Source organism: uncultured Chloroflexus sp., from assembly GCF_938091255.1.
Lineage (GTDB): Bacteria > Chloroflexota > Chloroflexia > Chloroflexales > Chloroflexaceae > Chloroflexus.
Window position 1 is genome coordinate 48,981 of the sequence record NZ_CALLJH010000006.1, and the last position, 18,656, is coordinate 67,636.

An 18,656-nucleotide genomic window follows, 5' to 3' on the forward strand; every position below is an offset into this window, starting at 1 on the left:
ATGAAATTGATTATAAAGGTATTCGTTGCAAATACTGAGAGAGAAACTACAACGATTGTTGCCGCTGGATAACTAACACCGGAATTGGACTACGATCAAGCAAGTCGCGGGTAACATCTTGCAGTGATAAGCGTTGAAGTGCGCGTAGCCAGCTTTCTGTCGGTGTTTGGTCATCGAACGTGACCTGATGGCTGCCGATGACCAATACGTCGTGGTATTTGCATTCGGCTAATACGGTGTCTTCGACCAGACCGCGTGCCACTTGCAAGCGAGTTCTTACCCCTAGATCGTTAAAAGTTGCCGCCAATTGCTGTAACACACTTGCAATTGATTCATCAAGGGGCGATTGCTGGGTGAAGCTGTCGAAGTAGACGGGTTCTTGGGAGGCGACGTGCAGGATGGTCACCTCAGCTTGGCAAGCGCGGGCAAGTTGGCTGACTAGCGGTACACAACCGAGCGATTGCTTGCCACCGGCGCTGGCGATCACGATCCGACGGATGGGACTTATTCGACCTTGCACACGTAGAAACGGGATTGGCAGTGAACCCAGCATAGTGAACTCGAGTTGCCGTCTTGGCCAGTTCATTGGTGTTGCGCGTGCGGTAAAGGCCGGCACGATGACAAGATCAGGTTGTTCAGCTTGGACGGCAGTGAGGATCGCAGCAGCAAAGGAGTGCTCTTGACTCCAGCGGCGGATATGAATTGCTGGGCTGGGCTGGAAGTGGCCGATCGCATCATCAAGCATTGCTGCCTCGTCAGCCCGCGCAATAAGGGTTAATCGTTGCGCTAATGTCGTAATGAGCGGCGCTGCAAACGTGATCAGATCGGCCCGTTGTAAGCTATTGCCAACGTAGAGCGCAAGATGCATAGTTGCTGTTACCACCTTACGAAGAGTAACCAGATCGGTACAATCAGCATCAGGCCGAGGAAGCCAATCAGGCGTGGCGTAGAACTAACGATAAATTCTTGTAAGCCGAGCAATGCGTGGGCAAAGAGTCGGTAGAAGAAGAGTAAGGCCAATAGCGAGAAAAACGCGACGCAGAGCATCTCAACCAGCACAATGGTGAACGCTGCTGCACCGCCGACAATCAGGGCCGCCACCAGTGTGTCGATAAAGGTGGTGATATTCGCGCCCATAATGTAGGGCAAGGCATTCTCGCGCCGAATGATGCCGCGCACCGTGAGCGGTACCAGCATCGATAACGATACCGATACCGAGAGTGTGAAGGAAGTAATGGCAGCACCGAGCAGAAACATCGCCCATGGCCGATAGAGCAACTGGCCGGCTTTGCCGAATACCGACTGCCCGCCGGGAATGTCGGGAATAGCGCGGTCAAGCAGGCTAAATGCGCCGAGCAGTCCTAGTGCGCCTACGATCAGAAGTGTCCATTCGGGCAAGATGCTGGCCAAGATGGCAACGAGTGGATCGACGACGAGGTCGATCACCGAGCTAAGCGGGCTAGTAGCACTCGCCGAGATCACGCCGACGAGTTGCGAGCTAAGTAGCCAGTACCCCAGCGCTAGTGCCGGTAGATAGATCGCGGCGGTTGTTAATAACGCCAGTACGCCGATAGAAACGCTCGCCGCGCGGCGGTGGCCGCGCAGGTGGTAGAGAAAGCCGACAAAGAGCACAATGAACGAAGCCCCTAGCCGCGAACCGGTAATCATCGTAAAGGTTTGTAAGCCGTCGATCGTGCCTGAGGCAAAAAACGCTACCGCGACGGCGGCAACCGGTGAACCGCTTAGAAAGATATAGGCCAGCAGCCAGCCAAAGCCGAGGGCATTAGCTGTTGACGAAATATCAAGCCACGCGATCAATATCCTCCCGTAGCCAGCAGCGCCGCGTTTGAGCAATTCGAGCGCCAGCACGAAGGCGAGGAGGCCAGTAAGCGCATATCCTACGCGGTATATCATCATGCGCCAACGGGTATGATGGGGGGCAGACAGCGCTGGTTCGAGTAATTCAGGTTGTCCGATAACTTTTGTTTCGCGAACGGTAGGAGCGGCTGTTTGGGTTGGTTTCTTGAAAGGTTCCATGGCATTTCCTTAGCCGACAAACCGTTGGCGCAGAATAGGGTTGTAATCTTGATATAATAGCCGATAGCAACTGGCTTGAGAAGAGGTAAATGCCATGAAATCAGAGGGCAATCAGGGGAAAGTAGCATCCATTAATGTCAACCCCACCGGTGGTGTACCGAAGTATTCGGTGCCTGCTGCCGAGATCACAATCGATGGTGTGCGCGGCGATTACCAACGCGACCGTGAACATCACGGCGGGCCGCGCCGCGCCGTCTCGCTCTATTCCGTCGAGCGGATTGCAGCGTTGCAAGCGGAAGGCCACCCCATTGCGCCGGGTACAACCGGTGAGAATCTGACCATTATCGGTCTTGATTGGGATCAACTGGCAATCGGCGACCGCTTGCTAATCGGTTCATGGGTTGAACTCGAACTTACCGACTACACCACCCCCTGCAACACGATCGCCGGTTCGTTTCAACGCGGTTGGTTTAGTCGGATCAGTCAGCGTCTCTTTCCCGGCTGGAGCCGGCTCTATGCGCGGGTGATCAGCGAAGGCGAGGTGCGTGTGGGTGATCCGGTGATTCACCTGCGGGCCGAATGATATGGGAAGAACAGAGGGGCATCCTGCTGTATGCCCCTTTGGACACTTTGGACACGTTGCGGTAGGTGCCTACGGACGCACGGCCAAAACCGGGATCGGGCTGGCGCGGATAACCTTATCGGCGGTGCTGCCGACCATGATTCGTTGCCAACCACCTTGCCCGCGGGTCGCCAACGCAATCGCATCGACCTGCAACTCACGGCTAAGCGTGAGCAACGCGCGCGCCGGTTGTTCGGCAGCGCCAACCGCAATATCGGCGGGCACGCCTTGGGTTTCGAGCCGGCTGGCGATCTCTTGCAGATACGCCTCAATCTGCCGTTTCTGCTCAGTATCGTTCGCTTCATCACTTCGCCGGCGACGTGTCATCACCCGCGCGAAGATCAGCCGCGCACCATCGAGCGATGCTAACGCTTGGGCATGCGGCAACACCTGTTCAGATAGCGTAGAACCATCAAGCGGCACGAGGATGCGGCGCAGTGGTTGGGCTGCCCGTTGCGCCGGTTCACCCGGTCGCATCAACCAAAGCGGCGTATGCGTCAGCCGTAGGAGTGATTCAGCGACGCTTCCTAACCAAAAATGTTCGAACCCGCTCCAACCATGGGTCGTCATCACGATCAGGTTAGCTTGAATCGCTTGGGCGTGTGCGGCTAAGGTCTCGGCGATCTCGCCTTCGAGCAGGGTCGTTACCGTGTGAACGCCCTGCATCACCGGCGCGGCAGCAATCTGTTCGAGGTAAAACTGCTCGTGCTGGGTCGCAAGTGATTGCAATTCGGCATCAATGATCGGCAACGTCTCGATCACGATTGGCGTCAGTGAATTGGGGTAATGGACATGCACCAGATGCACCGTTGCATTCGCCGCACGCGCTAGCCGGGCAGCGGCAGCCAAGGCTTCCTCGCCAACCGGCGAGCCGTCAAGTGGAACGAGAATAGTACGAAACATGGCGCGCCTCCTTATGCCGGTCATACTAGCGAAAATCGATCCGGATCAATCGCCATTGGTCATTCTCTTTTTGCAACCGCGCTGAAAATGCTTGGCTCGAACCATCAGCGTAGTTCAACTGGCCGGCAATCTCGGCGGTTGTGCCTTCTAAATCACTCTTGATATTGAAACTGTTGAGAGAGACGCTGCTGACCTCACGGAATAGTTGGCGATTGGCAAACAGCCGTTCCAGATCATTGCGTGAAACGACGCTCTGCGCTGAATCGGCGAAGAGGGCGAGCGCAGTATCGGGATCGTTGCGCCTTCCGGTATTCATAAACTGCTTGATCACTTGCTCAATCGCCTGTGTTTCACCCATCACCCCGGTAAAGATGCGCCAACCGCCAAACACGAACAGGCCGCAGCAGAGTACGATGGTGAGCACGATGATCGCAACGCCCATCAATACCCAACGTTTCCATCCGGTCGATTGCGGTTGGGTAGGGGAGGGGTAGACCGCCATGTTAGACTCCTGCATCCATGAGATAGTTAATAATTAGCTGTATGATAGCAAACCGCTGGCAGCCGTCTAGAGCATGGTCGCGAATTGTTAGGCGGTAATTCGCAACTTAAGCAATCAGCGCGCGTTGCGCGATTGTCCGCTTAGGTTTACAATCCATAGCGTAGCCGGATCTTAGCAATGTTACGGGAGGCGTATGCGTATTATAGCGATGATCATGGCAGGCGGCGAAGGTACGCGCCTCAGTGTGCTCTCAGAAAAGCGCGCGAAACCATCAGTGCCCTTCGCCGGTAAGTTTCGCATTATCGATTTTACCCTCTCGAATTGCGTCAATTCCGGCATTTTCGATGTGGCAGTATTGACGCAATACCGGCCCCATTCGCTCAATGAACATATCGGGATCGGCAAGCCGTGGGATCTTGACCGGGCGCGAGGCGGGGTACGGTTGTTGCAGCCGTATCAAGGCCGGCGCGATGAGTCGTGGTACCGGGGCACGGCTGATGCGATCTATCAAAATCTGAATTACATCCAAGAACGCCGCGCCGATCTGGTGCTGATCCTGTCCGGTGATCATATCTACAAGATGAACTACAACGACATCATCGACACCCATTTGCGCAAGCGTGCTGATCTGACGGTGGCGGTGATGGAGGTGCCGATTGAAGAGACCGATCGGTTTGGGATTATGACTACCGATGAAAACGATCGGGTGATCGAGTTCACCGAGAAGCCTAAGGCGCGTGATAAGGGCAATCTTGCTTCGATGGGGATCTACGTCTTCAACGCCGATATCTTGATCCGGCGGCTGTCGGAAGGCGGCCCTGAGAAGCCGCGCATCGATTTTGGCAAAGATGTCATCCCGGCGATGGTGGCTGAGGATCGGGTCTTTGCTCACCGCTTTAAGGGCTATTGGGTTGATGTCGGCACCATCCAATCGTACTGGGAAACGAGCATGCAACTGCTCGATCCCTCGCTTGAGTTTGATCTGTTTGACCCGAATTGGCTGATCCGCACGCGCAGCGAAGAGCGCCCGCCAGCCAAGATCGGGCCGCAGGCGCGGGTTACGCAGTCGATCATCTGTAACGGCTGCACTATTCGCGGCACGGTCGTGCATTCGGTGCTGTCGCCGGGGGTGTATGTCTCACCGGGGGCAATTGTCCGCGATAGCGTGGTGATGAACGATACGTGGATCGGCCCCGGCGCGGTGCTTGATCGGGTGATTGTTGATAAGAAAGTAGTGGTCGGCGCCGGCGCTCGCCTCGGTTTTGGCGATGATCTGACGGTGCCGAACCGCAAGCAGCCCGATAAGATTAACACGGGGATTACAGTGGTCGGCAAAGCGGCCCACATTCCGGCCGGCATAACAATCGGACGCAATGTGGTGATCAATGCCGATCGCGACGCCGAGGATTTTCCAGCCGGTGATGTGCCTTCTGGCGAAACGATCTGAATGGGCGCAGCAACGCTGTGCTGAATGGAGTTGTTATGCTGCGAACGTTGGTCATGATATTAGCCGGTGGCGACTCACCGGCGCTGAGCGTGCTGACCGCGGAACGCACCGAGGCGGCGGTGCCGTTTGGCGGTAAGTATCGGATTATCGATTTTGCGCTCTCGAACTGCGTGAATTCTGGTCTCTACAATGTGGCGGTGCTTACCCAGTACCGCCCGCGCTCGCTGCACGCCCATCTCGGTGTTGGCCGCCCGTGGGATCTCGACCGCGCGCAGGGCGGTTTGCGTTTGCTCCATCCTTCGCCGACTCCCGACGGCGGCGGTTGGCAGCGCGGCACGGCTGATGCGGTGCGCTACAATCTTGATGTGGTTGAGGATCAGCCGGCTGATGCCGTGCTATTGTTGGCCGGCGATCACATTTATAAAATGGATTATCGCCCGCTGCTCGAATGGCATGAAGAGCGCAGGGCCGATCTGACCATGGCGGTGCGCAGCGTAAGTCCGCACGATGCCCATCGCTACGGGATCGTCTCGGTCGGTAGCGATGGCCGGATCGATCGATTTGTTGAGAAGCCGCGCCGTGCCGACTCAAACCTCGCCTCAATGGGAATCTACGTTTTCCGCAAGCAATATCTGATCGACCTGCTCCGCTCGACCGATGCGGTCGATTTTGGTCGCCATCTGTTGCCTAACATTGTTACCAGCGCCCGCGCCTTTGCCTACAATTTCCAAGGCTACTGGGCCGATGTTGGCACGGTACAGGCCTATTACGAAGCCAATTTGGCCCTGTTAGCCGAAACGCCGGCACTCGATTTGTACGATCCGGAGTGGGTTATCCATACTGTCAGTTCTGACCGGCCGGGGGCCGAGATCGGTGTGCAGGCGCGGGTTGAGAATAGCTTGCTGAGCGATGGCTGCCGGGTATATGGTACCGTGATCGGGTCGGTGTTGTCGCCGGGGGTGGTGGTAGCGCCGGGAGCAGTCGTGCGCGATTCGGTAGTGCTCGGCGACGCGGTGATTGAGGCGGGTGCTGTCCTCGACCGTTGTATCGTCGATGAAGGGGTGCGGATCGGTGAGGGTGCGGTCGTTGGTGAAGGTGAGGATAATACCCCTAACGCCGAAGCGCCAGAGCGGCTCAATACCGGTTTGACCCTTGTCGGTTTGAAAGCGCATATTCCTCCTCAGACACGGATTGGGCGTAATGTGGCGATCCGCCCGCGCACGCAGCCGACTGCGTTCCCTGCCGATGGCTGCGTGCCAAGCGGAGCGACGATTTGAGGGGCAACGTAAAGGTGCAATGGCGCAAGGTCGAGAGAGACTCATGTTGTTTCTGAGGGGCTACGCTTGTTGACAACCCGATGAAGCATAGTGGCTGATCGGAATTGCCCTGCGTCTCTCTGCGATATTCATATATGTTGGTTCATTATGCCGTCACTTGCCGACATTACCATCGATCCTGCGATTCGCGCACGGCTGCAACAAGGCCATCCGTGGGTCTACCGCAACCATCTGATCGGCACCGAACGGCTGCGTTCCGGCCAGTGGGCGCGCGCCCGTTGCGGCGGGTTGACCGTCTACGGCCTTTACGATGAACAGAGTCCGATCGGACTACGGATCTTCAGCCGGAATGGCCCGCCCGATCAGGCATGGTTCCGCGAGCGAGTTTGGGAAGCATGGGAGTTGCGCGCACCAATCCGTGCGAGTGGACAGACAACCGCGTACCGCTGGGTCTATGGCGAGGGTGATGGGTTACCCGGCATTGTGGTTGATCGCTATGGCGATTACGCCGTGATCCAGACCTATGCCGAAAGTGTGCAGACCTTGGCACCGGCCATTGCCGCCGCCCTGCGCGCCGTCGATCCCGAATTGCGCGGCGTCGTGCAACGTCCACGTCTCCACGACGACAATGAGAGCGAAGCGCAGCCGGTGTTGTTGTGGGGTGAATGGCCGCCACGCGATTTGGTGGTGCAAGAGAATGGTCTCTTCTTTCAAGTTGATATGCTGTATGGCCAAAAGACCGGTCTTTTTCTCGATCAGCGCGACAACCGGCGCACCGTCGAGGGTTTCGTAGCCGGCGCGAGCGTGCTCAACTGTTTTGCCTACACTGGCGGGTTTTCGCTCTATGCGCTGCGGGGTGATGCGGCTGAGGTGGTGAGTTGCGATGTCGGACGCGGACTGGCTGAAGCAACGGCTGCCAATCTCGCCCTGAATCGGTTGCCGGCGGAACGCCACCGGTTCGAGACGGAAGATTGTTTTGCCTTGCTCGATCGGTACGCCAAAGACGGGCGCACCTTTGACGTGGTGATTCTCGATCCGCCGAGTTTTGCTCGCGCGCGAGCTAGCCAGCACGCCGCGTTGCGGGCCTACGTGCGCCTCAATGCGCTCGGGATCCGCTGCGTAACGCCCGGTGGTATGCTGGTGAGCGCCAGTTGCACTGCCCAGATCGGCCCTGAACACTTCCGGGCCTTGCTCGGCGACGCGGCAGCGCAAGCGCATCGCCGTCTGCAAATTATTCACGAGGCCGGCCAGCCGCTTGACCATCCGGTGCCGGCTGGTTTCCCTGAAGGACGCTACTTGAAATTCATTGTTGCGCGCGTACAGTCGTTAGTGTAAGGCGATGTCGGTTGCGCCTTGACTATGCTATAATTTTGACTATGCAGGTACTTCAGATTTCGTGGGAATACCCTCCTCATATAGTAGGCGGTCTGGGCCGGCACGTCGCCGATCTCGCGCCGGCGCTCACCGATCATGAAGTAACAGTTACTGTCCTTACACCGCAATTACGTGGCGGTGAGACGTTCGAGCGCCAGCACAATCTCACGATCTGCCGAGTTGCGATCCCGCCGTTCGATACCGACGATTTCCCTAGTTTTGTCCGTCATGCTGGTCGTCACCTTGAACACGCCGCGCATGCTCTCTTTCCCGGTGGCAGGCCCGAACTCATTCACGTCCACGATTGGTTAACCGCTGAAGTAGGGATTGCGCTCAAACACCATTGGCGAGTGCCGTTAATTGCAACCATTCACGCGACCGAGCGAGGGCGTGGCCGGGGTGATATCAATGGCCATCGATCACAGCAGATTAACGATCTCGAGTGGCGGCTCACGTATGAGGCGTGGCGGGTGATTGTCTGTTCGCACTTTATGGCTCACCAAATCCGCGATTACTTCGCAACCCCCCCTGATAAGATCGATGTCATCTCGAATGGCGTCCATATCCCGCCGCAACCCTTCGCCACGCCGGCTGATTGGGTGTCGTTTCGGCGCCGCTTTGCCGCCGACAATGAGTCGTTAGTGATTTTTGTTGGTCGGTTAGTATACGAAAAGGGCGTGCATGTGTTGCTAGAGGCTTGGCCGCGCGTGCTTGCTGAAGTACCGGCTCGGCTAGTCATTGCTGGTGCCGGTAGTTTGCTCGACGATCTGAAGCAGCGCGCTACTGAGTTGGGAGTTCCGGTCGAATTTCTCGGTTTTATCAGTGATGAAGACCGTAATCGGCTGTACGCGGTCGGTGATGTTGCCGTCTTCCCTTCGCTGTATGAGCCGTTTGGGATTGTGGCACTAGAGGCGTTTGCTGCCGGCTGCCCGGTAATCGTTTCTGACGCTGGCGGGTTGGCCGAGGTCGTGCAACACGAGCTGAATGGGTTGGTGGTTCCGGCCGGCGATGCGGGGGCGCTTGCCAATGCGCTGTTGGCCAGCCTGCACGCCCCCGCCGAGTCACGCCTGCGCGCGGCGCGGGGGGCGGCGCTGGCCCGCGCGTACTATACGTGGAATCGGATTGCCGGCGAGGTCAAAGCAGTGTACGATCGCGTATGGACGGAGTGGAAAGCTGGCGCGTGGGGCAAAGAGATCATGCGCCGGGCATAAGTGACGCAAAGGCGTTGCGGTGTTATTGGCGGAGTATACAGATGCCCGGAAATAGTTTTGGTCACGTTTTTCGCCTAACGACATGGGGCGAGTCGCACGGCCCGGCTGTTGGTTGCACTGTTGATGGCTGTCCGGCCGGTTTGCCGCTCGATGTGGCCGATATTCAACGCGAACTCGACCGTCGTCGTGTCGGCCAGAGTCGGGTTAGCTCGCAGCGGCGGGAAGCCGATGAAGTGCAGATTCTCTCTGGCGTGTTCGAGGGCCGCACGACCGGTACGCCGATTACGATGGTGGTTTATAACACCGACGCGAAGTCGCACCATTACGAGAATATCAAAGATAGCTACCGGCCCGGTCACGCCGATTATACGTGGGACGTGAAGTACGGCTTTCGTGATTGGCGCGGCGGTGGTCGTTCGTCAGCGCGCGAGACAATCGGGCGCGTGGCCGGCGGTGCAATTGCACGCAAGCTGTTGGCAACGGTAGGGGTGAAGATTGTGGGCTATACCCTGCAACTGGCCGATCTGCGCGCCGAGGTCTTTGACGAAGAGGAGATCGAGCGCAATATGATGCGCTGTCCCGATGCGCGGGTTGCAGCGTTGATGGTCGAGCGGGTCGATCAGGCGCGGCGCGAACTCGACTCGCTGGGTGGGATTGTCGAAGTGCGGGCGCGTGGTGTACCTCCCGGCCTCGGCGAGCCGGTCTTTGATAAGTTGCAAGCCGATATTGGCAAGGCGATGTTCTCGATCCCTGCGATCAAGGGGGTTGAAATCGGTGAAGGGTTTGGCGTAGCGATGCTGCGCGGCTCGCAAAATAACGATCCGTTTATTCGTCGTGACGATGGCACAATCGGCACGGCTTCCAACCATCACGGCGGTATCCTCGGCGGTATTTCCACTGGTGAAGAGATTGTCGTGCGACTGGCCGCCAAACCGCCGGCCAGCATTGCTCGCCCGCAACAGACGGTGGATCGCGACGGTAATCCGGTGACAATCGAGGTGCATGGCCGTCATGACCCGACCGTGTTGCCGCGGTTGGTGCCGGTGGCCGAAGCAATGCTGGCGCTGGTGCTGGCCGATCATCTGTTGCGTCAGCGCCTTGCCCGCGTAGCGTGGTCAGAGCAGAGCGATGGCTGAACACGAGCCGGTTGAGTCGCCAACGCGCTGGTTGCCGGCGCTCGGTCTGCTGGCGGGGTTGAGTTGGGCGCTCGTGATTGGGATGGTCATCAGCGCTGAATTGGCGCGCGGGCCAAACCTGCTGTCGCCGATCCATCTCATCTTTCATGGTCTGGCCCTCATCACCGGCATCCTGACCTTCTGGCCGTTGGAAAAGTGGCTAGGTCTAGCTGGTCTCACGGTGGAAGGGACGCTGGGAGTATGGTTATTGCTCACCGCCATCGCGATTATACCGGCCCCAACCGGCACCCTGCTTGACCCGCCGGATACGCCGGTCTATGCGCTGATCCTGTTTGCTGTGTTTCTCAGCGCAGCCGCGATCGCGCGCCCGGTGATTGCTGTGCTGAGCCGGCGCTGGCTGGCGCTCAAGGCATGGGCGCGCGACAACCGGCGGGTGCGGCGCGAGTCGTATGAAGCCGGCATCTTTGTCACCGCGGCGCTGGCCTTAGCTGCGCTCCGTGCGCTCGACCCGATCAAACTGATTGCGTTGGCGGTGATTGTCGTGTTGGTTGAGATTATCTTCTTGTCGTTGATCGGCGTAGAACCGGCGGGGTAGGAGAAGAGGAAACCCATGATCCGCATTGCTATCATTGGTCTCGGCTTGATCGGCGCCTCGCTCGGCATGGCGTTGCGCAACGCTGATCCCAAAGAATCGCCGCTTGGCCCGCTTGAGGTGATTGGATTTGATCGCGAGCCGCGCGTGATTCGCGAGGCGAGGGGGCGGTTGGCAATTGACCGTGAAGCGCGCACGCTAGCTGAAGCGGTGCGTGAGGCGCAGATGGTGGTAGTGGCGACTCCGGTGCGGGCAATGCAAGAGGTGTTTCGGGAATTGGCTACCTCTGTGCCTGCCGGTGCAGTTGTTACAGATGTTGCAAGTACGAAAGCGCAGGTCTACCGCTGGGCCGTCGAACTCCTCCCGCGCACGGTGAGTTTTGTCGGCGGGCACCCTATGGCCGGGCGCGAGAAGTCGGGGCCAGCCGCCGCCGATCCCGATCTCTTCCGCGAAGCGATCTACTGCCTGACAACGACCGGCGATACCGCGCCGCAGGCCGTCGAAGCGGTTGAGGCGTTGGTACGCGCGGTGGGGGCGAAACCGTACTACATCGACCCCGAAGAGCATGACGCGTATGTAGCCGGTATCTCGCATCTGCCGCTGCTGCTCTCAGTCGGCTTGGTGACAGCCACCGGCACAAGCCCGGCATGGAAAGAGATGGCCCCACTGGCTGCCACCGGTTTCCGCGATGTCTCGCGTCTCGCCTCTGGCGATCCGCAGATGCAGCGTGACATCTTGCTCACCAACCCGCACGGTCTCAGCCGCTGGATCGACGAGCTGATCCGCTTTCTCGTCACGGTGCGCGAACAGATCAACGCCGGCGATGTCGCGGCCATCGAGCAGATGCTGCAACAAGCCAAAGCCACCCGTGATGCATGGCTGGAGAGCAAGCCGCACTTGCGCCCCGGCGAAGCCGATTTTCATGCCATGCCTACGGTTGAACGGCCAAGTCTGCTCGGTTTCCGCTTACCAAAGCGGGAGAAGTGATCGAGTTAGGATGGTTGCCGCAGCCGGTATTGCTGTTGAGAAATGCTTCAAGGCTGTAGCGGCCTTCATCCGCCTTCGGCTGTGCGCAGTCAAAGGCGGATAAAGGTGTGCTCATGCTCGTTAGTGATACGTGTGGTTGGTTGCAAAACGCTACTCTTACCACTTTGTTTTTTGATCCCTTATCACCAGCTAGACGGCGATCACCGTGCCACGAACGGTATGTAGAGCAGACTATCCGGTGAACCCCAAAACCCGCCGTACAACGTATAGCCGCCACCAATGGCTACACCTGCGTCAGCTTGTCCGATGGTGCTGCCGAGCGTGTAGCCGCTGCCGGTGCTAAAAGTGGCGCCGCCGCCGTCAATCGTATACCACACAATGCTGTACCCGCTCTGTGCGGCAACGACTCCGATCACCAAACTGATCAGAAGTGCCAACAGACCAACTTGAATCCATCGCTTCATCGTTGGCCCTCCACCGTAGGATCCAGTGGCAATGGTGAAGCTAGGGTTTGGTTACTGCTCAGCGAGGGAGACAAGCTATACACTTCTGGCGCAAGATACAAACCGCGTTCAGTAACTGGTTTGACTACTTCCGTCGCCACAGGATGCATGCGTAGATAGGGATCGTTGCGGGTAGCAGTGACCTCCCATGACACCTGTGCGCCGGCTACACCACCGGCAATGCGGAACAGATTGCCGGTAATTGGCTGAGCTACATGCAAGTTGGGCATTGCTGCGCCGATCGGAGTGAGTTGGTAAAGAAACGGCTCAGCATTGATCGCGGCAAAGTAGTCTGGGAGCGTGACGATTGCGGCGCCAGTGGCATCGAGAGTGACGATGCCATTATACACATTCTGAATAACGGGTCCTTCTTGGGCAAAGTGGTAGAGATACTTATTGGCGGGATCGAGAGGATGATCGATGACAAATGTCTTTACGCCAGTAGCCTGCAAATTGCCGATCACCCGCACGCCTTGCCCGCCCGCAAAATGGGCGGCATAGCCATTTGGACTCACCACCTCACCGCGCACGCCGTAGGTTGTGCCGCTGGTAGCGGTCGCTTGCCCAAGGACACCGGTACCGCTACTATAAGGATTCTCACCCCACACCCCAATCGAGAGGCCAAGTGTATTGGACAGCACCTTTCCATAGACGCCGATCCCGCGCCCTGATGTGCCGAAAACGCCAATTCCGCCATCTACGTGTTCGCCCCATACGCCGAAGCCAGTCGCGTTGCTACTGCGATTAATGCCCCGCACACCACTTGTTGATAATACGGATGTAGGCGTAGCTTCACCGAGCACACCGGCAGCGTCTAGGCTCGACGATCGCGTTACGCCATAGACACCAATTGCCGGGCCGCTCGTCGCCCAAGCCTCACCGGTGACACCTTTGCCGTTGCTACTGGCGGTAAGGCCAAAGACTCCTACGGCGTCACCGCTACTAGCGCTTGCAAATCCGGCTACGCCGCGACCGTTTGGGCTGTCGCTGCGCCCATATATGCCATACGAAAGGCTGCTAGTAGTTGTATTGTACGCGAATATGCTGCTGTTGCCGCTGACATCGCCTACTATCTGCGCCCCCGGTCGCAAGCTAAGCGCATAGGGCACTGCGGTTAAGGGCTGCCGTGGGGTCAGGCTCGTGTATGAACCGCTGCCAGTAGGGCAGCGCACGGCGACGCCGAGCCAGCGCGCTTGTCCGATAAAGGCATTGCTGCCGAAATCTAGTGCCGGGATAGTAAACAACCCACCGGTGACGTTTACAGCATTGACTGTCACCGTTCCCAGTGCGGTGTCACCACTCGCGCTATCCCACAGCGTAAATTGAAAGTCACACACACCTTGTACTGGTGCGCCATCTTTGCTTAGGCGACCTTGATAGGTAAATGCTGTGCCAGTATTTGTTGCCAACATCGCCCCGCCGGGAATACCCGGTTGGGCTTGCGCGATAGTGACCGCCAACGCAGCAACCAGACCGATAATGACGACGTTCGACCATTGCCGTTGCATACGCTCCTCACCTCAATAGTATCCTATGCCATGAATCTCACGCTTAACCGTCTCAACGGATGCAGACCACGCTTTACCGTTGCTTGTGTGGAACGTAAGCGAAACGGCTGACTCGGCTCTATCATCCTAAGCCGGATAGATGAGGGAGAGCTAGCGTATGCCATTGCGATTAATTCGTGACAAGCGCAGAGAAAGCACCTATCATGATAATGATGCAACCCCGCCAACGCAAGGATGTTGTTAGTCCTAATTTGACAAGCGGGCCATCATTTCGTATAATAACGAGGCGTTGAGCGCCCAGGTGGCGGAATTGGCAGACGCGCTAGGTTGAGGGCCTAGTGAGCTAACCACGCTCGTAAGGGTTCAAGTCCCTTCCTGGGCACCATACGTCGGGGCGATTAGCTCAGCGGTAGAGCACCTCGCTTACACCGAGGGTGTCGGCGGTTCGAACCCGTCATCGCCCACCATTGTTAACGGTGGCGAGCCAAGATAGCTCAGTTGGTAGAGCATCGCACTGAAAATGCGAGGGTCGCCGGTTCAAGTCCGGCTCTTGGCACCACAATACGTAACACCCGCTCTGCCTTGCAGAGCGGGTGTTGTGGTTTAGCAAGGGTATAGCACGCGGCAGTATAACTGCCGCGCCTGATGGAGGGCGCCGAAACGAGCCGCTGGGGTATCACGCAACAGTTCCCTGTCGTACCTAACAGGGCGGGGGTGGCGGCAAAGGCAGGGAATGGCGTGCGGCAGTACAACTGTCGCACGCGATATAGCGATGTTGGCGACTGAGCTGTCTGCCTCTGCCGTTATCTTGTGCTTGCAACTAGATATTGTGGCGTTTTCCACATCTCTCCACAAAATGTGGATAGGCAAGGTTATTGGTGGGTTAAGCAACGATGAAGAACTGGAGAAATTGGCTTGACTGCCTTCCCTTGAGCCATCACCCACGCGCCAGCGCCGGTATAACAAAGATATCCGCTACCATTGCCACAATGCTCAGGCCGTGTAACCACACCGCGGCCCAGACATTGCGGGTGCGCAGCACCAGATAACCGCCGATCACGCCAATCGGCAGTGCCATACCCACCATCAGCCAACGCTCGAACATTGGCACCGGTGCAACGAAGAGATGGTTGAGGGCGTAGAGGAGCGTTGTGATGGCGACAGTCAGGTGTAAGTTAAGACCGGCGTCACGGAGACCAAGCAATAGCACGCCGCGCCAGAGCAATTCTTCAGCTAACACCAGCACAGGGAAGAGGTAGAGCAAACCCATCCCGACTAGGATCGTCTCCATTGCCTCCATCGGCGCGCCGCCGCTGCGGTAATAGAAGAAGGTGTTGACCCAGTCGAGCAGCATCAATGCCGCGCCGATCCCGCCACCCCAGATCGTAGCGGCGCGGAGGTTGGCACGGGTGATACCGATTGAGGCCCAGCCGCTGGCAGACCTTCCCAGCCATATCGCCACGCCCAATCCACCTAATACGTAGAGGAAGAGCGCCGGCCATTCGGTGAACCCACTCAGCCCGCCGATCAAACCCAAGACCCAGACTGCCGCTACCAGCCCGAACCCCCAGCGCAGGCGTGGATCTTGCAGTAATGCCCCTGATGATGGCGTCAATGCCGGTGCGCGCATACAATACCTCCTTGCCGGTCTGTTTCAGACATGCCGTGTAACCTCTCGCCATTGTATGCTGTTGGCGTCAGGTTGCGGCAAAATATCGCGCAACCAAGGTTGCTGTTTGCTTACCACGTTGCGCAACCGGCCCAGCTATGCTACACTATTGACGCCGAATGGCCCGGTAGCTCAATGGATAGAGCAACGGTCTTCGGAACCGTTGGTTGGGGGTTCGAGTCCCTCCCGGGTCGCCAATTCGCCCGGCGTTACCGCGTCGGGCGAATCTTTATCCGAACGACACCGCGGCACAAGGAGGTGTGCGATGCCGTTTTATCAGCGTCTCGGCCACGTTCCCCACAAGCGCCATACCCAGTTCCGCAAGCCTGATGGCAAGCTTTACCGCGAAGAGGTGATGGGTCTCGAGGGCTTTCACGGTATTCAGTCCATCCTCTACCACCACTTCTTGCCGCCACGGGTGTTGCATGCCGAGCTAGTTGGGACTGCCAAACCGGAATACGTTGAGTTTGGTCCCATTCGTCATCGGGCGTTTGCCACGGCTCACGTGCCCGCCGGCGGCGATCCGGTGAGTGCCCGCATTACCTTACTCGGCAACAATGATGTGACCATCGGCGTGAGCCGGCCTACCGAGAGCATGACCGGCTTTTACCGCAACGGCCAAGCCTACGAGGTGTGGTTTGTGCATGAAGGCAGCGGCGACCTGCTCTCGCAGTTTGGCCGCCTGCCCTTTAGCGCCGGCGATTACGTGGTCATCCCGTTTGGCGTTACATGGCAGATGCGGCTCGATGGCCCGGCCCGTTTTTTGGTGATTGAAGCGACCAGCCAGATCGCGCCCCCCAAACGTTACCGCAACCAGTTTGGCCAGTTGCTCGAGCATGCTCCGTATTGCGAGCGGGATATTCGCGGCCCTAGCGAGTTGCTCACCTTCACCGATACCGGTGAGTTTGCGGTATTGGTCAAGGTGCGCGACCAGCTTACGCGCCATGTGCTCGACCATCACCCCTTCGATGTTGTTGGCTGGGATGGCTACCTCTACCCGTGGGCCTTCTCGATCCACGATTTCGAGCCGATTACTGGCCGCATCCACCAGCCGCCGCCAGTGCATCAGACCTTCGAGGGCCATAACTTCGTGGTCTGTTCGTTCGTGCCGCGCTTGTTCGATTATCATCCCGAAGCGATCCCGGCGCCGTACAATCACTCGAATGTCAATTCTGACGAGGTGATCTACTATTGCGACGGCAATTTCATGTCGCGCCGCGGGATCGAGCGCTGTGACATCACGCTTCACCCCGCCGGTTTGCCGCACGGCCCACAGCCGGGCAGCACTGAGGCCAGCATTGGTGTGAAAGAGACCCGCGAGCTGGCGGTGATGATTGATACGTTCTACCCGCTGCACCTGACCACTGCCGCCCTCGAGCTAGAGAAGGCGGGCTATATGGATACGTGGAGCGTTGGCGGGCCGGAGGGGTAGAAGATGGGTGTTCCTGCCTCCTTACTCTCGGCGTTGGGAGTGGGGAGGTAGGGCACAGAGAGTTGGTGACGGGATCGTCTGTCTTACGGCGTGTTCCTATCTCTTGCGTAGAGAGTAGGGATGATAGCGAGCTGATCACGGGATACGATAGCTTAGCCTCTTGCATCATAAACCCTATGCCACTGCAAAGCTTTCTGCCAATTGCGTCCGACAGTGATTTTCCCCTCGAGAATTTGCCCTACGGCGTCTTCCGTCCACGTAGTGGCGGGCCGGCCCGCGTGGGTGTCGCTATCGGCGAGTATGTGCTCGATCTAGCGGCGCTTGATGAAGCCGGTCTGCTGGCGACCACCCCAGTCGGTGGGCAAGGTCTCTTTGCCCGCGACGCGCTCAATGCCTTTATGGCCGCTGGGCCGGTGGCGTGGCAGGCGGTGCGTGAAACCTTGCAGCGCCTGCTTGCCGCCGATGAGTCAAGGCTGCGCGATCATCAGTCGCTGCGCGATGCTGCGCTTATTCGGCAGAGTGCAGTTGAACTGCTCTTGCCAGTTCAGATCGGTGATTTCACCGACTTTTACTCATCGCTCTACCATGCCACGAACACTGGCAAAATGTTGCGACCTGACAGTCCGCCGCTCTTTCCCAATTGGCGCCACATGCCAGTTGCTTATCACGGTCGCGCCAGTACCGTCGTGGTCAGCGGTACTCCCATTCCCCGTCCCCATGGCCAGATCAAGCCGTCAAGCAGCCCAGCACCGTTCTTTTCACCGTCGCGGGCGCTTGATTTCGAGGTCGAGCTGGCGATGGTGATCGGCGTGGGTAGCGAGTTGGGGACGCCAGTGCCGATTGCGCAGGCCGAAGAGCGGATCTTTGGTTTTGTGATCCTGAACGACTGGAGCGCGCGCGATATTCAGGGGTGGGAGTACCAGCCGCTCGGCCCATTCTTGTCGAAGAACTTTGCCACTACCATTAGCCCATGGGTTGTGCCGCTCGCTGCGCTTGAACCATTCCGCTGCGCCGGCGAACCGCAAGATCCGCCGCCGTTGCCTTACCTGCAAGCTCCCGGCCCCGGCCATTTCGACATTACGCTGGAGGTGTGGCTCAACGACACCCGCATCTGTCAGACCAATGCTCGCCACCTGTACTGGAGCTTTGCTCAGCAGCTTGCCCACCATACGGTGAATGGCTGCCGGCTGCGGCCCGGCGATCTGATGGGGTCGGGCACGATCAGCGGGCCAACCAAAGAGGCACGGGGATGTCTGTTTGAGTTGACGTGGCGCGGCACTGAGCCGCTGCAATTGGCTGATGGCTCGATGCGGCGCTGGCTGGAAGACGGCGATACGGTGACGATGCGAGCATGGGCGCAGGGTGAAGGCTACCGAATTGGGTTTGGTGAGGCGACGGGGACGATTGTGGCTGGGGCGGTGGCGAGCGGGTAACCCAGCGGCGCGAAGCGAGCAAA

17 protein-coding genes and 4 tRNA genes are annotated in these 18,656 nt (G+C 58.3%); 14 read left to right on the forward strand and 7 right to left on the reverse strand.

Annotated elements, in window-relative coordinates; translation table 11 throughout:
• Positions 1-46: 46 nt before the first annotated feature.
• Together Q1A00_RS02620 and Q1A00_RS02625 are read right to left on the reverse strand one after the other, a co-directional pair.
• On the reverse strand, positions 47-868 hold the full coding sequence (locus tag Q1A00_RS02620; protein ID WP_298402052.1) for a universal stress protein: 822 nt from the start codon (positions 866-868) through the stop codon (positions 47-49).
• 8 nt (positions 869-876) lie between these two features.
• Positions 877-2,037, reverse strand: a complete 1,161-nt coding sequence (locus Q1A00_RS02625; RefSeq protein WP_298402049.1) for a hypothetical protein — start codon at positions 2,035-2,037, stop codon at positions 877-879.
• A gap of 94 nt (positions 2,038-2,131) precedes the next feature.
• On the opposite strand from Q1A00_RS02625, the gene Q1A00_RS02630 reads away from it, so the two are divergent.
• On the forward strand, positions 2,132-2,620 hold the full coding sequence (locus Q1A00_RS02630) for an MOSC domain-containing protein (RefSeq protein ID WP_298402047.1): 489 nt from the start codon (positions 2,132-2,134) through the stop codon (positions 2,618-2,620).
• Between the two features lie 69 nt (positions 2,621-2,689).
• Here Q1A00_RS02630 and Q1A00_RS02635 read toward each other — a convergent pair whose 3' ends face one another.
• A complete protein-coding gene (locus Q1A00_RS02635; protein ID WP_298402044.1) occupies positions 2,690-3,562 on the reverse strand; it encodes a universal stress protein in 873 nt (290 codons plus the stop codon).
• Between the two features lie 25 nt (positions 3,563-3,587).
• Complete coding sequence (locus tag Q1A00_RS02640) at positions 3,588-4,064, reverse strand: hypothetical protein (protein WP_298402042.1); 477 nt, start codon at positions 4,062-4,064, stop codon at positions 3,588-3,590.
• A 193-nt stretch (positions 4,065-4,257) separates the two neighbouring features.
• On the opposite strand from Q1A00_RS02640, the gene Q1A00_RS02645 reads away from it, so the two are divergent.
• From Q1A00_RS02645 to Q1A00_RS02675, 7 genes are all read left to right on the forward strand, one after another.
• Entirely contained in the window at positions 4,258-5,511 is a 1,254-nt protein-coding gene (locus tag Q1A00_RS02645) for a glucose-1-phosphate adenylyltransferase (protein WP_298482536.1), read from the forward strand.
• 35 nt (positions 5,512-5,546) lie between these two features.
• On the forward strand, positions 5,547-6,788 hold the full coding sequence (locus Q1A00_RS02650) for a glucose-1-phosphate adenylyltransferase family protein (protein ID WP_298402038.1): 1,242 nt from the start codon (positions 5,547-5,549) through the stop codon (positions 6,786-6,788).
• A gap of 147 nt (positions 6,789-6,935) precedes the next feature.
• Positions 6,936-8,123: a class I SAM-dependent rRNA methyltransferase gene (locus Q1A00_RS02655; protein ID WP_298402036.1), complete on the forward strand. Its 1,188-nt coding sequence runs from the start codon at positions 6,936-6,938 to the stop codon at positions 8,121-8,123.
• Positions 8,124-8,164: 41 nt separating this feature from the next.
• Positions 8,165-9,373: a glycosyltransferase family 4 protein gene (locus Q1A00_RS02660; protein ID WP_298402034.1), complete on the forward strand. Its 1,209-nt coding sequence runs from the start codon at positions 8,165-8,167 to the stop codon at positions 9,371-9,373.
• Positions 9,374-9,414: 41 nt separating this feature from the next.
• Positions 9,415-10,509 carry a chorismate synthase gene (gene aroC, locus Q1A00_RS02665; RefSeq protein WP_298402032.1) on the forward strand — a complete coding sequence of 365 codons (1,095 nt, stop codon included), beginning with the start codon at positions 9,415-9,417 and terminating at the stop codon, positions 10,507-10,509.
• On the forward strand, positions 10,502-11,104 hold the full coding sequence (locus Q1A00_RS02670) for a hypothetical protein (RefSeq protein WP_298402030.1): 603 nt from the start codon (positions 10,502-10,504) through the stop codon (positions 11,102-11,104). Before aroC ends, Q1A00_RS02670 begins: the two co-directional genes overlap by 8 nt.
• Before the next feature lie 15 nt (positions 11,105-11,119).
• Entirely contained in the window at positions 11,120-12,088 is a 969-nt protein-coding gene (locus tag Q1A00_RS02675; RefSeq protein ID WP_298402028.1) for a prephenate dehydrogenase/arogenate dehydrogenase family protein, read from the forward strand.
• Positions 12,089-12,288: 200 nt separating this feature from the next.
• Here Q1A00_RS02675 and Q1A00_RS02680 read toward each other — a convergent pair whose 3' ends face one another.
• Both Q1A00_RS02680 and Q1A00_RS02685 read right to left on the reverse strand, forming a co-directional pair.
• On the reverse strand, positions 12,289-12,552 hold the full coding sequence (locus Q1A00_RS02680) for a hypothetical protein (RefSeq protein WP_298402026.1): 264 nt from the start codon (positions 12,550-12,552) through the stop codon (positions 12,289-12,291).
• A complete protein-coding gene (locus Q1A00_RS02685) occupies positions 12,549-14,099 on the reverse strand; it encodes a hypothetical protein (protein WP_299755133.1) in 1,551 nt (516 codons plus the stop codon). The genes Q1A00_RS02680 and Q1A00_RS02685 overlap by 4 nt, the downstream gene beginning before the upstream one ends.
• 295 nt (positions 14,100-14,394) lie before the next feature.
• Here Q1A00_RS02685 and Q1A00_RS02690 point away from each other — a divergent pair.
• The 3 genes from Q1A00_RS02690 (at position 14,395) to Q1A00_RS02700 (ending at position 14,658) form a co-directional block, all read left to right on the forward strand.
• Positions 14,395-14,484, forward strand: a tRNA-Leu gene (locus Q1A00_RS02690).
• Positions 14,485-14,491: 7 nt separating this feature from the next.
• Positions 14,492-14,566 (forward strand) — tRNA-Val (locus tag Q1A00_RS02695).
• 16 nt (positions 14,567-14,582) lie between these two features.
• Positions 14,583-14,658: transfer RNA gene (locus Q1A00_RS02700), tRNA-Phe, on the forward strand.
• Positions 14,659-15,036: 378 nt separating this feature from the next.
• Here the strand turns inward: Q1A00_RS02700 and Q1A00_RS02705 are convergent.
• Complete coding sequence (locus tag Q1A00_RS02705) at positions 15,037-15,729, reverse strand: CPBP family intramembrane glutamic endopeptidase (protein ID WP_298402022.1); 693 nt, start codon at positions 15,727-15,729, stop codon at positions 15,037-15,039.
• A 160-nt stretch (positions 15,730-15,889) separates the two neighbouring features.
• Here Q1A00_RS02705 and Q1A00_RS02710 point away from each other — a divergent pair.
• The 3 genes from Q1A00_RS02710 (at position 15,890) to fahA (ending at position 18,633) form a co-directional block, all read left to right on the forward strand.
• Positions 15,890-15,965 (forward strand) — tRNA-Arg (locus Q1A00_RS02710).
• 68 nt (positions 15,966-16,033) lie between these two features.
• A complete protein-coding gene (locus tag Q1A00_RS02715; protein WP_298402020.1) occupies positions 16,034-17,200 on the forward strand; it encodes a homogentisate 1,2-dioxygenase in 1,167 nt (388 codons plus the stop codon).
• A 176-nt stretch (positions 17,201-17,376) separates the two neighbouring features.
• Positions 17,377-18,633: a fumarylacetoacetase gene (gene fahA, locus Q1A00_RS02720; protein ID WP_298402018.1), complete on the forward strand. Its 1,257-nt coding sequence runs from the start codon at positions 17,377-17,379 to the stop codon at positions 18,631-18,633.
• The last annotated feature ends 23 nt before the right edge of the window (positions 18,634-18,656 follow it).

Bases quoted from the DNA above. Each gene is read 5' to 3' on its own strand.
- Q1A00_RS02640 (WP_298402042.1), bottom strand. From the start codon at position 4,064: ATGGCGGTCTACCCCTCCCCTACCCAACCGCAATCGACCGGATGGAAA.
- Q1A00_RS02660 (WP_298402034.1), top strand. From the start codon at position 8,165: ATGCAGGTACTTCAGATTTCGTGGGAATACCCTCCTCATATAGTAGGC.
- Q1A00_RS02685 (WP_299755133.1), bottom strand. From the start codon at position 14,099: ATGCAACGGCAATGGTCGAACGTCGTCATTATCGGTCTGGTTGCTGCG.
- Q1A00_RS02625 (WP_298402049.1), bottom strand. From the start codon at position 2,037: ATGGAACCTTTCAAGAAACCAACCCAAACAGCCGCTCCTACCGTTCGC.
- Q1A00_RS02650 (WP_298402038.1), top strand. From the start codon at position 5,547: ATGCTGCGAACGTTGGTCATGATATTAGCCGGTGGCGACTCACCGGCG.
- Q1A00_RS02670 (WP_298402030.1), top strand. From the start codon at position 10,502: ATGGCTGAACACGAGCCGGTTGAGTCGCCAACGCGCTGGTTGCCGGCG.
- Q1A00_RS02715 (WP_298402020.1), top strand. From the start codon at position 16,034: ATGCCGTTTTATCAGCGTCTCGGCCACGTTCCCCACAAGCGCCATACC.
- Q1A00_RS02620 (WP_298402052.1), bottom strand. From the start codon at position 868: ATGCATCTTGCGCTCTACGTTGGCAATAGCTTACAACGGGCCGATCTG.
- Q1A00_RS02705 (WP_298402022.1), bottom strand. From the start codon at position 15,729: ATGCGCGCACCGGCATTGACGCCATCATCAGGGGCATTACTGCAAGAT.
- Q1A00_RS02680 (WP_298402026.1), bottom strand. From the start codon at position 12,552: ATGAAGCGATGGATTCAAGTTGGTCTGTTGGCACTTCTGATCAGTTTG.
- Q1A00_RS02675 (WP_298402028.1), top strand. From the start codon at position 11,120: ATGATCCGCATTGCTATCATTGGTCTCGGCTTGATCGGCGCCTCGCTC.
- Q1A00_RS02655 (WP_298402036.1), top strand. From the start codon at position 6,936: ATGCCGTCACTTGCCGACATTACCATCGATCCTGCGATTCGCGCACGG.
- fahA (WP_298402018.1), top strand. From the start codon at position 17,377: ATGCCACTGCAAAGCTTTCTGCCAATTGCGTCCGACAGTGATTTTCCC.
- Q1A00_RS02645 (WP_298482536.1), top strand. From the start codon at position 4,258: ATGCGTATTATAGCGATGATCATGGCAGGCGGCGAAGGTACGCGCCTC.
- aroC (WP_298402032.1), top strand. From the start codon at position 9,415: ATGCCCGGAAATAGTTTTGGTCACGTTTTTCGCCTAACGACATGGGGC.
- Q1A00_RS02635 (WP_298402044.1), bottom strand. From the start codon at position 3,562: ATGTTTCGTACTATTCTCGTTCCACTTGACGGCTCGCCGGTTGGCGAG.
- Q1A00_RS02630 (WP_298402047.1), top strand. From the start codon at position 2,132: ATGAAATCAGAGGGCAATCAGGGGAAAGTAGCATCCATTAATGTCAAC.